Source organism: Streptomyces sp. NPDC002817 (assembly GCF_053592055.1).
This window is the reverse complement of sequence record NZ_JBSFUY010000001.1, coordinates 583,231-597,236: the sequence shown is the minus strand read 5'-3', so window position 1 is coordinate 597,236 and position 14,006 is coordinate 583,231. Positions and strand designations below refer to the sequence as shown.

The window sequence follows — 14,006 nt, the reverse complement described above, 5'->3', positions numbered from 1 at the left end:
TGCCCGTCCACCGTATCTCCGCCTAGGCTGGGCTCTGCTTCGGGGGCGCAAAGGACCGCACAAGGGTCCGCAAAGGGCCACTCTCACGCACATGGGGGAAGACATGTCCGACGACGGCCACGAGCAGAACGGGCACGAGCAGAACGGGCACGAGAACGTGCCGAGCAGGCAGCGCAGGCGCTTCCCCGGAATCTCCTCGCGTGCGTACGAGCACCCTGCCGACCGCTCCGCCCTGGTGGCGCTGCGGAAGCTGAGCGGGTTCGACACGGTCTTCAAGGCGCTCAGCGGGCTGCTGCCCGAGCGGAGCCTGAGGCTGATGTTCCTGTCCGACTCCGTGCGGGTGTCGGACCAGCAGTTCGCGTACCTCAACGACATGCTGCGGGACGCCTGTTACATCCTGGACCTGGAGAAGGTCCCGCCGATGTACGTCAGCCAGGACCCGAAGCCGAACGCGATGTGCATCGGCCTGGACGAGCCGATCATCGTCGTCACCACGGGCCTCGTCGATCTGCTGGACGAGGAGGAGATGCGGGCGGTCGTCGGGCACGAGGTGGGGCACGCCCTGTCCGGCCACGCGGTCTACCGGACCATCCTGCTGTTCCTGACCAACCTCGCCATCCGGGTGGCGTGGATCCCGCTGGGCAACCTCGCGATCATGGCGATAGTGACCGCGCTGCGTGAGTGGTTCCGCAAGTCGGAGCTGTCGGCGGACCGGGCGGGGCTGCTGGTGGGGCAGGACCTGCGGGCCTCGATGCGGGGTCTGATGAAGCTGGCGGGCGGCCATCATCTGCACGAGATGAACGTGGACGCGTTCCTGAAGCAGGCCGAGGAGTACGAGGCCGGGGGCGACCTGCGCGACTCCGTACTGAAGATCCTCAACGTGCTGCCGCGCTCCCACCCCTTCACCACGGTGCGGGCGGCGGAGCTGAAGAAGTGGGCCGAGTCCCGCGACTACCAGCGGATCATGGACGGCCACTACCCGCGGCGCACCGAGGACAAGGACACCTCGGTCACGGACTCCTTCCGTGAGTCGGCGGCCAGCTACGCGAGCAATGTGAAGGGCTCCAAGGACCCCCTGATGAAGCTGGTCAGCGACATCGCCGGCGGAGCGGGCGACCTGGGCGGCCGCGTCCGGCGAGGCTTCGGCGGCTTCGCGAGCACGACCCCGAGGGACGACGAGCCCCCGACGGACACGGACACACCGCCCCGCAATGACGACTGAGGGCCGCTGAAGACGCCTGAAGGGGCGCGGGGAACTGCGCGAGCAACCACGCACCGGCCGACACTCGCCCGACAACCGAACCGTCACGCCGAATTGGCGCTCAGAGCTTCGGCTGAGCCCCCGTGGCCAGCGTCCCGCACACCGCCGTCGCCCGATCCGTCGCGAACGGATCCGTCCCGGCCGGCCCGCCCGTCTTCGCGGTCTGGCCGGCCAGCAGCGGACTCAGCAGCTCCGCCACGTTGCCCCCGCAGGACAGCGGCCCGGCCTGGACGTACGACACGGTGAGCTGGGCCTGGTGCAGGCGCACGTCGTTGTGGTCGAAGCGGAACCGCATCTCGCGCCGCACGGTGAACAGCGACGCCTCGGCCTCGGCGCCGGCACCGACGGGCCGCAGCGCGTACACGAAGGTGTGGTCCGCGGTGACCTCGAGGAACGTCGAGTCGGTCTCGGTGGCCCGCAGGGTCCCCTGCACCCGGATCCTGGGGTCGGCCAGCTCGACGCTCTTGGCGTCGAGGCGAACCAGCCATCCGGTGACCGCATGGCGCCCGTCGGCGGCCGGGTGGCTCAGGCTCTCGTCGAACTGGAGGTGCTGGTCCGCCGGCAGCAGTACCCGCACGGGACGGGTCTGCCCGCCGGTGAGCACCTCCGGATAGAGCGCGGAGCGGACGATGTACTCCTTGACGGTGTCGAGCGCGCTCGACACCTGGGTCTGGGAGAAGTGCGAGGTGTCGCGGGCGGCGGGCATCGTGATCCCCGCGGCACCGATGCGGAACCGGGCGGCGGGGCTGTGCGCGTACAGCTGCTCGGGGTCGGTCGCACCGGGCACCTTGCCCTCGGGGGCGAGCGGGACGACGGTCGCCCGGAAGAGGCTCGCTTCGACATCCCTGATCGCGGCGGGGCTCTCATAGGGGTGCCGTACGCCCATGTAGATCGCCGTACCGAAGGCCAGGGCGATCAGCAGGACCAGGACGAGCGCCTGCCGGGACAGCCCTCGGCGGGTCGGTGGACGGCGGCGGACGGCGGGCGCGTGGTCGGCGATGCGCTCCTGCGCGGAGAATTCCTGGAGCCGGGCAGCACGGACGAACGACTCGTCGAAGACGACGGATCGGTACTCGTCCTCTCCACCACCGGGGCCGCCCTCGGGTGCCCCCTCAGGTGGTTCTCCAGGCCCTCCCATATCTTCAGAGTAGGTCTCCGGGAGCTCAGGTAAACGCCCTGCTGCGCGACAACTTCTGACAGGTTCTCACCAGGATCGTCAGCCCGGTGGCCGGTAAGCGGTCAAGGCATCCGCGGGGTCGCCGAGATGGCCGGCTGGGAGTGGTCGGCGGAGGCCGAGGGTGCCGCCCCGGTTCCCTGCTCCAGTCCGGTCGAGGCGGGGGCGGACGGACCTTGGTCCCGACTGTTGGAGGACGCGCCCCGGTAGACCGCGGTGAAGGCCAGCGCGACCATGCCGATGCCCATCACGAGGGCCAGCATCCAGGCGACGGGACGGTGCCAGCGGACCTGTTTGCCGTACGTCCCCGGGGCGCCGTAGCGGCCCTCCAGGACATCGGTGTCGTCCAGCTCGTCGAGCTCGGGATCATGGCCGAAACGGTCGTGCCCGTCGGAGCCGTACCCGTCCTCGTAGCGCTCGCCTCTGCCGTGGGTTCGGCGGGCCTCGGCCTCGGAGGCCTCCGCTCTCGCCTGCGCGGCGGCCAGGAGGCGTTCCACGGCGGTCGGCTCGTGCACCACGGCCGCTCGCACGAAGGCCTCGTCGAAGACCACGGAGGCGAACTCTTCGTCCGACACCCCGCGGTCGTGGTCGTCGTCGGGCTCCCAGCCGTCAGGGAACGGCGTGCCCCCCACGTCCTCCGGCACGGATCCAGAGTAGACCTGGGGGGTCATTTTGGGCAGACGGTATGGAAATTCATCCGCCTTGTGAGACACCTCTTGTGCGGCACGGGCGCGCACCGGGAGCGCGTGCCGCACGCATATGCGCAGGCGTGCGCCTCAGCGCCGTACGTGCCCGTCGCCCGTGACGATGTACTTCGTGCTCGTCAGCTCCGGCAGCCCCATCGGGCCGCGCGCGTGCAGCTTCTGCGTGGAGATGCCGATCTCGGCGCCGAAGCCGAACTGGCCGCCGTCGGTGAAGCGGGTGGAGGCGTTCACGGCGACGGTCGTGGAGTCGACCAGCTGGGTGAAGCGGCGGGCGGCCTGCTGGGAGGTCGTCACGATGGCCTCGGTGTGACCGGAGGTCCACAGCCGGATGTGCTCGACGGCCTTGTCGAGGGAGTCGACGACCGCGGCGGCGATGTCGTAGGAGAGGTACTCGGTGTCCCAGTCCTCGAGCGTGGCCTCGACGACGGTCGCCCTGGTGTCCTTCGCGTACGCCAGCACCCGCGGGTCGGCGTGGACGGTCACCCCGGCCTCCGCGAGGGCGTCCAGGGCGCGCGGCAGGAACTCGGGGGCGATGTCCTGGTGGACCAGGAGGGTCTCGGCGGCGTTGCAGACGCTGGGACGCTGGGCCTTGGAGTTGATCAGGATGTCGATCGCCATGTCGAGGTCGGCGTGGGCGTCGACGTAGACGTGGCAGTTGCCGGTGCCGGTCTCGATGACCGGGACGACGGACTCGGTGACGACCGTCTGGATCAGGGAGGCGCCGCCGCGCGGGATCAGGACGTCGACGAGGCCGCGGGCCCGCATCAGCTCGCGCACGCTCTCCCGGCTCTCGCCGGGGACCAGCTGGACGGCGTCGGCGGGCAGCCCGGCACCGCCCACGGCGTCGCGCAGCACCCGCACGAGAGCGGTGTTGGACTCGTACGCCGAGGCCGAGCCGCGCAGCAGGACCGCGTTGCCGGACTTGAGGCACAGCGCCGCCGCGTCCACCGTCACGTTCGGCCGGGCCTCGTAGATGATGCCGACGACGCCGAGCGGGACGCGGACCTGGCGCAGGTCGATGCCGTTGGGGAGGGTGGAGCCGCGGACGACCTCGCCGACGGGGTCGGGCAGGGCGACGACGTCCCGCACGTCCGAGGCGATGGCGCGGATCCGCTCCGGAGTCAGGGTGAGCCGGTCGATGACGGTCTCGCTGGTGCCGGCCTCGCGGGCCTTGGCGATGTCCTTGGCGTTGGCCTCGACGATCTCGCTCGTACGCACTTCCAGCGCGTCCGCGATGGCGAGCAGCGCGTCGTCCTTCTCGGCCCGCGGGAGCGGGGCGAGGTCGGCGGCGGCGGCCTTGGCGCGGTAGGCGGCCTGCGTGACCGGGGACATGGAGTCGTACGGCGAGAGCGTGGTCATGAGGGAAGGGTAGTGCGCCGTACGGGGGCGGCCACCGCTCATCCCAAACCGCGAGACACCTCCCCTTTGCGCCTAAACCGGCGCCGCTCTCGCGGACGTGGTCGCTCGCCGTGGGGGTTCCTCAACTGGCGGTTACGGTCCGTGGTCGGATCAGAACGGGTGTACGCCGACCGGTGTCGCCGGCAGCGGGCCGTACCCCTCGGAGATGCGCTGGTGGTAGGTCTCGCGGTCGATGACCTCCAGGCCGACGATCTCCCAGGGCGGCAGCCCAGCGGTCAGGCGGTGCTCGCCCCACAGCCGCAGCGCGACGGCGGCCGCGTCGTGCAGATCGCGGGCCTCCTCCCAGTAGCGGATCTCCGCGTGGTCGTGGGCATAGCGGCTGGTCAGCAGAAAGGGATGGTCGTGGGCGAGCTGTTCGAGGCCGCGCCGCACTTCCTTCAGCGGGGCCTCCTTCCCGGAGACGCTGAGGGTCACGTGCCACAGGCGGGGCAGGTCCCGCGGCTCCTCGTACCGGTCGCCGGCCGCGACGCTCGTCAAGGCGCGCTCCTCACCGGCCGCACGCGACGAGGCCTCGGCGGCACCACTGCGGGACCGGTCCCCAGGGCGCACTCGTCTCACGACGGCCTCCTTTACGCAGTGACCGACCCGGTGGTCGTGCGGAATGTGTCCCTGAGACAAAGTTGAGCAGGCCGCAAGGGTTCGCGTGGCGCTTTTGCGGAACGTCCACCTGAGGGCGACTCCTCGGACAGGACGTTCACCCCGTTTTCGGCCGGGGATCCGGGGGTCGCCCCCGGGACGACACAGCGGCTGCGAAGGGGCCTGCGCGGCACCCTGTCGCGCTCAGGGCTGCAGGATCACCAGGTCGTCCCGGTGCACGACCTCGCGCTCGTACGCCGGACCCAGCTCGCGCGCCAGCTCCCGGGTCGAACGCCCGATCAGCTGAGGGATCTCCTTGGCGTCGAAGCTGACGAGCCCGCGGGCCACCGCGCGCCCCTCGGCGTCCCGCAGTTCGACGGGGTCGCCGGCGTTGAACTCGCCCTCGACGGCGGCGATCCCGGCCGGCAGCAGCGACTTGCGGCGCTGGACGACCGCCCGGACCGCACCGTCGTCCAGGGTCAGGGAGCCCTGCGGGGTGGAGGCGTGCTGCAGCCACAGCAGCCGGTCGGCGGAGCGCTTGCCGGTGGGGTGGAAGTAGGTGCCGGTGTCGCCGCCGAAGAGCGCGTCGGCCGCGTGGATCGCGCTGGTCAGCACCACGGGGATGCCGGCCGCGGCGGCGATCCGGGCGGCCTCGACCTTGGTGACCATGCCGCCGGTGCCGACGCCGGCCTTGCCGGTGCTGCCGATGTCGACGCCGGCCAGGTCCGCGGGCCCGCGCACCTCCGCTATCCGCGAGGTGCCCGGCTTGCTGGGGTCACCGTCGTACACCCCGTCCACGTCGGACAGGAGCACCAGCAGGTCGGCCCGCACCAGATGGGCCACCAGCGCGGCGAGACGGTCGTTGTCGCCGAAGCGGATCTCGTCGGTGGCGACGGTGTCGTTCTCGTTGACGACCGGGAGCGCGCCCATCGCCAGGAGCTTGTCGAGGGTGGTGGAGGCGTTGCGGTGGTGGGAGCGGCGGCTCATGTCGTCGCTGGTGAGCAGGACTTGGCCGACACGGACGCCGTAGCGGGCGAAGGAGGCGGTGTAGCGGGCCATGAGCAGGCCCTGGCCGACGCTGGCGGCCGCCTGCTGGCGGGCGAGGTCCTTGGGGCGGCGGCGCAGTCCCAGCGGGGCGAGTCCGGCCGCGATGGCGCCGGAGGAGACGAGGACGACCTCCTTCTCCCCGCCGCTGCGGCTCTTGGCGAGAACATCGACGAGCGCGTCGACCCGGTCGGCGTCCAGGCCGCCCGACGCGGTGGTCAGCGACGAGGAACCCACCTTGACGACGATCCTGCGGGCCTCGCTCACGGCCTGCCTCACGCTTGCCACCTGCACTGTCCCCACTTCCTTGCGCGTGGCAGCAATCTACGCGAAGGGGCCCGTGCGAGACGTATCGGTCCAGCCCCCGGACACATCAGGAGGTAACCGTTTGCTCACCCTTCGCATACGGCAAAAAGGTTGTACAGGTTGCTCGTAGAAATCAAAGACGATCCAAATTTATTCTGAAGGTTGTGCCACCTAAAGTTCACCGCGTGAAGCGCATCCTGATCCGGTCCGGCAAGAACCCGTTCGACGTGGTCCCCGTGGAAGAGTCCCTCCAGCGGGACCTGATCGCCACCAACTCGGGCAACTTGATCTTCAGCGACGCCACCCACAAGCTGCTCGAAGCCCCGGACACCGAGGTCGTCTCGAACGGCATCAAGTCGCTGGTGTCCGAGGCCGACCGGATCAACCAGGAGTACGACGCCTTCGTCGTACCGCTGGCGAACGCCTTCCGCCCGTCCTTCGAGCCGCAGCTCAAGCGGCTGACGCGGCTGATCGCCCGGCTGAAGATCCCGGTCGTGGTGGTCGGCGTCGGTGCGCAGACCGGGCTGAACTACGACCCGGCGCGACTGAAGCCCATCGAGCCGTCCGTGCGCGAGTTCGTCTCGGCGGTGCTCGACCACAGCGCCTCGATCGGGGTGCGCGGCGAGTTCACCGAGCAGTACCTCAAGGACATGGGGTTCCGGGACGTCGAGACCATCGGCTGCCCCTCGCTGTTCATGTACGGCAAGGAACTCGACGTACAGAAGCGGTCCCCGGAGCTGACCGCCGAGTCCCGGATCGCGGTCAACGGGTCGCACAACGCGGTCCAGAAGCAGGGCCTGGGCAAGGTCATCGAGCGGACCCACGCCCGCTATCCGCATCTGCGCTTCATCGGCCAGAACCTCTCCGACGCACGGCAGTTGCACTGGCGGGACCTGTCGGACCCGAACGCCAAGGTGACGGCGATACCGACGCACCCCGACCACCCGATGTACCGGGAGGACAAGGTCCGCGTCTACGTCGACCCGATCACCTGGATCGACGACCTGCGCGACTTCGACTTCTCCTTCGGCTCCCGCATCCACGGCAACATCGCGGCGCTGCTCGCGGGCACGCCCGCCACCGTGCTCGTCGGTGACTCCCGGACCCTGGAGCTGTGCCGCTACTTCGAGATCCCGCACGTCAGGATCGACCGGCTGCCCGCGGACCTGGACCCGGCGCGGCTGTACGAGGAGGCGGACTTCAGTGGGCTGGTGAGCGGTCACCACGAGCGCTTCGAGCGGTTCACGGCGTTCCTCGACCGCAACGGACTGCGGAACACCTTCACGCACGGCGACGGCGGCGCTGCCTTCGAGAAGCGCATGAGCAAGCTGTCGTTCCCGGCGGGGGTGCGTCCCTGGCTCGAGGCCGATCTCGCCTCGCTGGCCACGCGGATGGCGTTCATGCAGCGCCACATCACCGATCTGACGCTGGACAACGAGCGGTTGAAGCGGGACCTGGCCCGCGCCAAGGCCGGTTCCCGGGGCACGAGAACGGTCGCGGGCATTCCGGCGCCGTCGGTCTACCGCCGGGCGCGCCGGGTGGTGGGCGCACCCATCCGCCGGGCCCTGGGGTCGGGCCGCCAGTAGGGCTGCGGGCAGGATCGGGCAGTACCACTCCACGGTCGTCGCAAGGCGCCCGGACACGCGCGTGTCGTCCAGAGGTCGGCGGGCGTTAACCCGGGCGCACGTCCTGCGACGACCTTGGAGTGACGCAGTGCCCCCTTCCCTCCCCCGCCGGCGCTCCACCAAGAGGCCGAAGAGACCGAAAAGGCAGAAGAGACTCCGTCTCGGACGCTCCCTGAAACGTCTCTTCAGACGCCCCCGCAAACCCCTCCCCCTGCGTCGCCGGGCGGCCCAGGTCCTCGTCACGGCCCTCCTCGCCGCCGCCTTCGCGGCACAGGCCGTCGCGGCCCTGCTCCCCGACATCCCGCTGCTGCTCGCCGCGACGGCCGCCTCGGTGGCCGGGGAGGGCGTGCTGTACAGGTGGCAGCGCCCCATGATGTCGGTGTTCGCCAAGACGCACGCGGACATCACCGTGCGTCACGTGCTGCGGGACCTGCTGCTGGTGGCGGGGCTGCTGCGGGTGGGCGAGCAGGAGCGGGAGTCGGTGTACGCCCCGCTCATCGCCGGTCTGCTGGTCTTCTACGGCCTGCACTTCGCGATCCAGGCGGTCTCCGTCCTGGTCCGCCGCACCCGCACCCTGCCGGTGGTGACCCGGAACATCGACGCCTCCGCGCTGCGCCTGTCGACCGCGCCGCTCGCACTGCTGCTGCGCCGCCCCGGGCACCGTCTGCTGCTGTTCGGGCTGCCGGCCACCTCCGGTCTCGCGGCCACGGCGGCGACGGACCTGCCTGCGGCCGCGGCGGCCGGGGTCGCGCTGTCGCTCCTGCTCGCCCTGCTGGGCCTGGGCGAGCTGCTGCTGCGGCTGCTGCCGAGCCGCCGCCCCGCGGGCGAGCAGCAGGTGCTCGACTGGTTCGACGCGTGGCTGGCCGACTACCGGCCGACGGTGGGCCTGTACTTCTCCGGCGGCGCGTCCTCGGCGTACCAGGCGAACATGTGGCTGGAGTCGCTCGCCAAGCTCGACGCCCGGCCGGTGGTCGTGCTGCGCGAGCGCTTCATGGTGCAGAAGATCGCGGCGACGGACATCCCCGTCGTCTGTCTGCCCAAGGTCACCACTCTGATGCGGCTGGAGCAGTCCACGCTCCAGGTCCTGATCCACCCCTCCAACTCCGGCAAGACCTCCCAGGTCCTGCGTATCCCCACGCTCAGGCACACGTTCGTCAATCACGGCGAGAGCGACAAGCTGTCCTCGTGCAACCCGTACGCGAAGGCGTACGACGAGGTGTGGGTGGCCGGTCCCGCGGCGCGCGAGCGGTACGCGCTGGCCGAGGTCGGCGTGGACGACCGCGACGTGGTGGAGACCGGGCGGCCCCAGCTGGACGCCGTACGGCCGTACGCGGGGCCTCCCTCCGGCCCGTACATGACCGTCCTGTACGCGCCGACCTGGGAGGGCTGGGACGGCAACCCGGGCAACACCTCGGTGGTCGAGGCGGGCGAGAACCTCGTACGGGCGCTGCTCGCGGACGACGGCGTACGGCTGCTCTACAAACCGCATCCGCTGACCGGCTCGGTCGATCCGCGGGCGGGCGCTGCCGATCAGCGCATCCGGGAACTGATCCGGAGCGCCAACCGGCGGCGGACGGGGCCGCGGCCCACCGCCGACGGCGAACTCGCCCGGTGCGCGGCGGAGTTGGACCGGCTCACCACGGCCGACTTCCGGACCAGCGCCGACCAGGTCGAGCGGATGCTGCTCCAGTCGGTGCCGCACAAGGGGCGTGCGAAGGCGGTGGAGCGGGCCACGGCCGCCTGGGAGGAGGCTTACTGGGCCTCGCTGCCCGAGTGGGAGCACCAGGTCGTCACGGACGCCCGGCCCACGCTGTACGCCTGCTTCAACCGGGCCGACCTGCTCATCAGCGATGTGTCGAGCGTGGTCAGCGACTTCCTGGCGAGCGGCAAGCCCTATGCGGTGGCCAACACCAGTGGGCTGTCCGAGGAGGTGTTCCGCGAGAGCTTCCCGACGGTCCGGGCCGCCACCGTGCTGACGCCGGACGCGGGCGGGGTGGCGGAGCTGCTGGACGCCGTACGCCGGCCCGAGAAGGACAAGCTGGTCGAGGAGCGGGCCGAGTTGAAGCGCCATCTGCTGGGCCCGGCGGAACCGGTCTCGCAGGTGCGCTTCAACGCTGCCGTGCAGGCGCTGTGCGCGGAGGCCAGGGAGCACCGCGCGCGGATGCGGGAACGGCTGGCCTCGGAGATCCCGGGGCAGCGGCAGACCGAGGTCGAGCCCGAGCCCGAGGAGCAGCACACCGCCACTCCCTAGGCCCTCATGCCACCGCCGTCGGCCTGACGTCCCGGACCGGCAGCATCCGGCGGGCCTTGCGCAGCGCCCGTCGGACGAAGGAGTCGAGCCCGCCCTCCCGGTACCCCGGGAACGCCCGGGCCTCGCGGGGTTCGGCGAGGTAGACGGAGTCGGGGATGCCGGCGGCGGCGTCGCGGAAGTGGGGGTAGGCGAGATACAGGCGGCGGCCGCGCTTCTCCAGCAGCGCGGCGGCCTGCTTCTTGGTCCGCAGGAACTCCAGGACGTCCGCGAGGAGTTCGGGCCGCTCCTCGGCCACCAGATGGAGGCGCAGGCGCTCGTCGACCCTGAGTCGGCGGGCGACCTCGTCGGTCCAGTAGGCGTCCGTCAGGGGCTTGGCCAGCTCGAACTTGTGCCGTCGGACCTCCTCGCTGTCCCGCAGGTATCTCGGGCCGAACTGCGGGAGCAGTGTGACGAGGAAGGGCCGGAGCATGAGCATGTCGCGCCGCGGGCCCGCCGGGACCATCTCCGCGATCAGGTTCATCAGGGCGCGCGCGGAGTCGAAGCGCAGGGTGTAGCTCCCGCTCTTCGTCACATGCTTGCCGTCCTCGCGGCCCACCAGGTAGTAGCAGGTGTAGTCGTCGATCAGGGAGACGCCGTCGGCCCGCAGATAGGCCTCCATGGTGAACAGGGCGTCCTCGCCGGTCCACAACGACTCGTCGAACCGCATGCCGTGACGGTCCAGCAGGTCGCGGCGGAACAGCTTCTGCGCGCTCAGCGTGAACTTGATGTTGGACGACCAGATGTCGGTGCGCTCCAGCGTCTGTCCCCACATCGACTGCGGCGGCTTGCGGTTGATGCCCTCGACGTGGCCGAGGACCACGTCGGTGCCGTTGCGGTCGGCCATCGCGACCATCCGCTCCAGGGCCTCGGGGCCGAGCCGGTCGTCGGCGTCCAGGAAGAACACGTACCGTCCGGCGGCCTTGCCCAGGCCGACGTTGCGCGGGCCGCTGGGGCCGCCGGAGTTGTCCTGGCGGATCACCGTGACCGGCATGTCGGCGCGGTCCGCGAACTCCTCCAGGCACGCGCCGGTGCCGTCCGTGGAGCCGTCGTCGACCGCGATGACCTCGATGCGTGTGTGGTCGATGGTCTGGGCCTCGACGGACGCGAGGCACTCGACCAGGTACGGCATCGCGTCGTACGCCCCGATGATCACGGTCACATCAGGCTGCGTCACGGTCACACTTCCCCCAGATCATGAGGAACCCTTGGTCATAGGGCATTCCCCCCGTATTGGCTTATTCGCAACTTAGTAGACGGACGAGGACGGGAAGCGGTTGCCTGCTCATAGCTTTTTTGTGGCGCAGGTCACGACCACTGGGAACGCGTCTGTCATGAGGTACGTAAAAGGGCCCTGTTTTCGAGGATCATTCCTCGAAAACAGGGCCCTTCTTGACGGCGAGTTGGTCAGGCCTTGGTCGTGGCCTCCGCGGCTCCGGCCGCCGCCCGTGACTCCTGCCCGACGTTGCGCGCCTCGGCCTTGAGGGCGAGGTTCGCGACGGCGGTGTTGAACTGCTCGATGGACTTCGGCTCGTCCGGGCCCAGCAGATACTGCTTGAGCTCCCTGCGGTCCTCCGCCAGCGGGTCGCCCGCGAGGTCACGGACCGCGTCCAGCAGGCCGCCCAGCTCGGCCGCGCTGTTGGACAGGATGGTGGCGGCGCGCACCGCGGTGTTCTGCCGCTTGAACTCCTCCACACCCAGCTCGGCGGAGTCCGTCACCGCGTACGGCTTGCCGCTCGCGATGAAGTCGGAGACCACGCTGGAGATGTCGGAGACCATCGCGTCGGAGACGTTGAAGCAGTCGTACAGCCGGGGCTCGGCGCCGGCGATGACCCGGTGCTCGAAGGCGCCGACGGAGCGCCAGTAGGCGTCGTTCCACTCGGCGCGCAGCCGGGCGATCTCCTCGTGCCTGGCCACGTCGACCACACCGTCACGGGTGGCCTCGGCCTCGTCGCCCTTGTCACCGCCGCGGCCGGACAGCTCGGCGATCCGCGCTTCGATCCGGACGAGATCGGCCTTGGCCTGCGTCCGGGTGGCCGCGTCGGCCGTGAAGCGGGCGTCGGTGGCCCGCTCGGCGCCGGCCTTCTCCACCAGGGCGGTGATCCGCGCGTGCGCGGCGCCCGCCTCCTTGCTGACGGTGCCGGTGAAGGGGTGCGGCTTGTACAGGACCCGGACCGGCGGGTCGGCCTTCACCAGCTTCTTCACGATGTTCTCGCCGGCCAGCACGATCGAGGTGTTGCCCGGGTCGCCGTCCCAGCCCTCCCAGGTGGGCGCGTACAGAACGGTCGGGATACGGCCCTCGGGGACGCCCTGCCAGGTCTGGATCGGCGCCAGCTGCGGGCGGCCCACCTCGGCGATGTCGTCGTCACGGACGCCGACGTCGGCGATGGCGTAGCGGTCGCGGCCCGCACGGCCGGCGGTCCACACCTCGTCGTACACCTTGCTGAACGGGTTGACGCTGGCGAGCTTGTCGCTGTCGCCGTGGCCGATGAAGACGTGCTTCATGGTCGGGACGCGCAGCAGGTGGATGTTCTTGCCGACGTTCGCCGCGTACAGCGCGACGCGCACGTTGGTCAGGTCCATGTTCATCAGGTGCACCCCTCCGGGCACGCAGACGACGGGGACCGTGGTGGGGGCCAGGTTGTTCAGGATGGCCCGCTCACGCAGGATGATCAGCGGCTTGGAGTCCAGCTGTTCCATGGTCTCCAGCCACATGTTGACCTGGTACGCCGAGTCCTTGGAGCCGGAGAAGTACAGCACCGTCTCCGGCTGGTAGCCGGCCAGCCAGTCGTCCATGGCGGCCAGCACGATCTCCGCGTTCGGCGGGGTCTTGCTGCCGCGGACGTACGGCATGAGCGCGACGACGTACAGGGTGCCCAGCGCTATCGTCACGCCGATGCCGACGAAGGCCGCGAGGGTCTCCTCCATGGCCGCGGAGACCAGCACACCGACGACGGCGGCGAGGTCCAGGTGCAGCATCTTCTCGGCGGAGCGGTTGAGCAGACGGCGCGGCGGGGCGTCCGGGATGCGGATGCGGGACTTCAGGTCGACGTTGCGGGTGGCGACCGGCATCCGGCGGCGGTTGCGGATCAGGGTGACCAGCGCGCCGTGCGGGGCCTGCAGACCGTAGAAGGCGATGAAGCACGCGACGGCGCCGTAGAAGACCAGACCGTCCGCGAGGTCGAGCCGGGCCAGCAGCAGGACCAGGAGCAGCTGCCGGATCAGGAAGCGGATCGACAGACCCGCGCGCACTTTGCTCAGGCGGTTGATCAGATAGCTGCCCTTGCGGTGCAGATAGTGGTCCGCCAGGTACGTCACCGCGGCGGCGGCCGTGAAGGCGGGAACGCTCGGGACGAGCGCGGCCAGCATGAGCGCCGGGAAGCCCAGGATCATGAGGGCCGCCGCGGCCAGCTCGGCCGCACTGCCCACCCGGGCGACGCGAATGGCTCTGGTTATCACAGAGGAACCTGCTCTTGGAGGGGGAGTGCCGGTGTGGTTCTGATATGCAGCGAAAATGTGAGAAATTCGCGAGAGGTACTGATTCAGGCCCCTGCGAATGCTCCGATAACGGGCAGCCACAGAGGCCTGAATAGCAGATCTCTAATTGCTG

10 protein-coding genes are annotated in these 14,006 nt (G+C 70.2%); 3 read left to right on the top strand and 7 right to left on the bottom strand.

Annotation, left to right across the window (positions count from 1 at the left end):
• Positions 1-91 precede the first annotated feature (91 nt).
• Positions 92-1,222 carry a M48 family metallopeptidase gene (locus ACWD3I_RS02590; RefSeq protein ID WP_451084013.1) on the top strand — a complete coding sequence of 377 codons (1,131 nt, stop codon included), beginning with the start codon at positions 92-94 and terminating at the stop codon, positions 1,220-1,222.
• 100 nt (positions 1,223-1,322) lie between these two features.
• Here the strand turns inward: ACWD3I_RS02590 and ACWD3I_RS02585 are convergent, their stop codons facing one another.
• The 5 genes from ACWD3I_RS02585 to proB all read right to left on the bottom strand — a co-directional run bounded on the left by ACWD3I_RS02585 (position 1,323) and on the right by proB (position 6,445).
• Positions 1,323-2,399 carry an SCO2583 family membrane protein gene (locus tag ACWD3I_RS02585; protein ID WP_365401063.1) on the bottom strand — a complete coding sequence of 359 codons (1,077 nt, stop codon included), beginning with the start codon at positions 2,397-2,399 and terminating at the stop codon, positions 1,323-1,325.
• A gap of 101 nt (positions 2,400-2,500) precedes the next feature.
• Positions 2,501-3,079 (bottom strand): SCO2584 family spore wall biosynthesis protein, encoded by a 579-nt coding sequence (locus ACWD3I_RS02580; protein ID WP_451084012.1) that lies wholly within the window; start codon positions 3,077-3,079, stop codon positions 2,501-2,503.
• Positions 3,080-3,211: 132 nt separating this feature from the next.
• The gene (locus tag ACWD3I_RS02575; RefSeq protein ID WP_365401066.1) at positions 3,212-4,498 is read right to left on the bottom strand and encodes a glutamate-5-semialdehyde dehydrogenase; all 1,287 of its coding nucleotides are present in this window, start codon (positions 4,496-4,498) and stop codon (positions 3,212-3,214) included.
• Positions 4,499-4,648: 150 nt separating this feature from the next.
• Complete coding sequence (locus ACWD3I_RS02570) at positions 4,649-5,116, bottom strand: hypothetical protein (protein WP_365401069.1); 468 nt, start codon at positions 5,114-5,116, stop codon at positions 4,649-4,651.
• A gap of 222 nt (positions 5,117-5,338) precedes the next feature.
• Positions 5,339-6,445, bottom strand: coding sequence for a glutamate 5-kinase (gene proB, locus ACWD3I_RS02565; RefSeq protein ID WP_365401179.1), 1,107 nt, complete (start codon positions 6,443-6,445; stop codon positions 5,339-5,341).
• A gap of 224 nt (positions 6,446-6,669) precedes the next feature.
• Here proB and ACWD3I_RS02560 point away from each other — a divergent pair, with 224 nt between their 5' ends.
• Positions 6,670-8,070 (top strand): polysaccharide pyruvyl transferase family protein, encoded by a 1,401-nt coding sequence (locus ACWD3I_RS02560; protein ID WP_365401072.1) that lies wholly within the window; start codon positions 6,670-6,672, stop codon positions 8,068-8,070.
• 250 nt (positions 8,071-8,320) lie between these two features.
• Positions 8,321-10,360: a hypothetical protein gene (locus ACWD3I_RS02555; protein ID WP_365401182.1), complete on the top strand. Its 2,040-nt coding sequence runs from the start codon at positions 8,321-8,323 to the stop codon at positions 10,358-10,360.
• Between the two features lie 4 nt (positions 10,361-10,364).
• Here the strand turns inward: ACWD3I_RS02555 and ACWD3I_RS02550 are convergent, their stop codons facing one another.
• A complete protein-coding gene (locus ACWD3I_RS02550; RefSeq protein ID WP_365401075.1) occupies positions 10,365-11,579 on the bottom strand; it encodes a glycosyltransferase family 2 protein in 1,215 nt (404 codons plus the stop codon).
• A 224-nt stretch (positions 11,580-11,803) separates the two neighbouring features.
• On the bottom strand, positions 11,804-13,855 hold the full coding sequence (locus ACWD3I_RS02545) for a hypothetical protein (RefSeq protein WP_365401078.1): 2,052 nt from the start codon (positions 13,853-13,855) through the stop codon (positions 11,804-11,806).
• Between the last annotated feature and the right edge of the window lie 151 nt (positions 13,856-14,006).

Excerpts from the sequence above, each read along its gene's own strand:
- ACWD3I_RS02575 (WP_365401066.1), bottom strand. The coding sequence starts at position 4,498 with ATGACCACGCTCTCGCCGTACGACTCCATGTCCCCGGTCACGCAGGCC.
- ACWD3I_RS02585 (WP_365401063.1), bottom strand. The coding sequence starts at position 2,399 with ATGGGAGGGCCTGGAGAACCACCTGAGGGGGCACCCGAGGGCGGCCCC.
- ACWD3I_RS02590 (WP_451084013.1), top strand. The coding sequence starts at position 92 with ATGGGGGAAGACATGTCCGACGACGGCCACGAGCAGAACGGGCACGAG.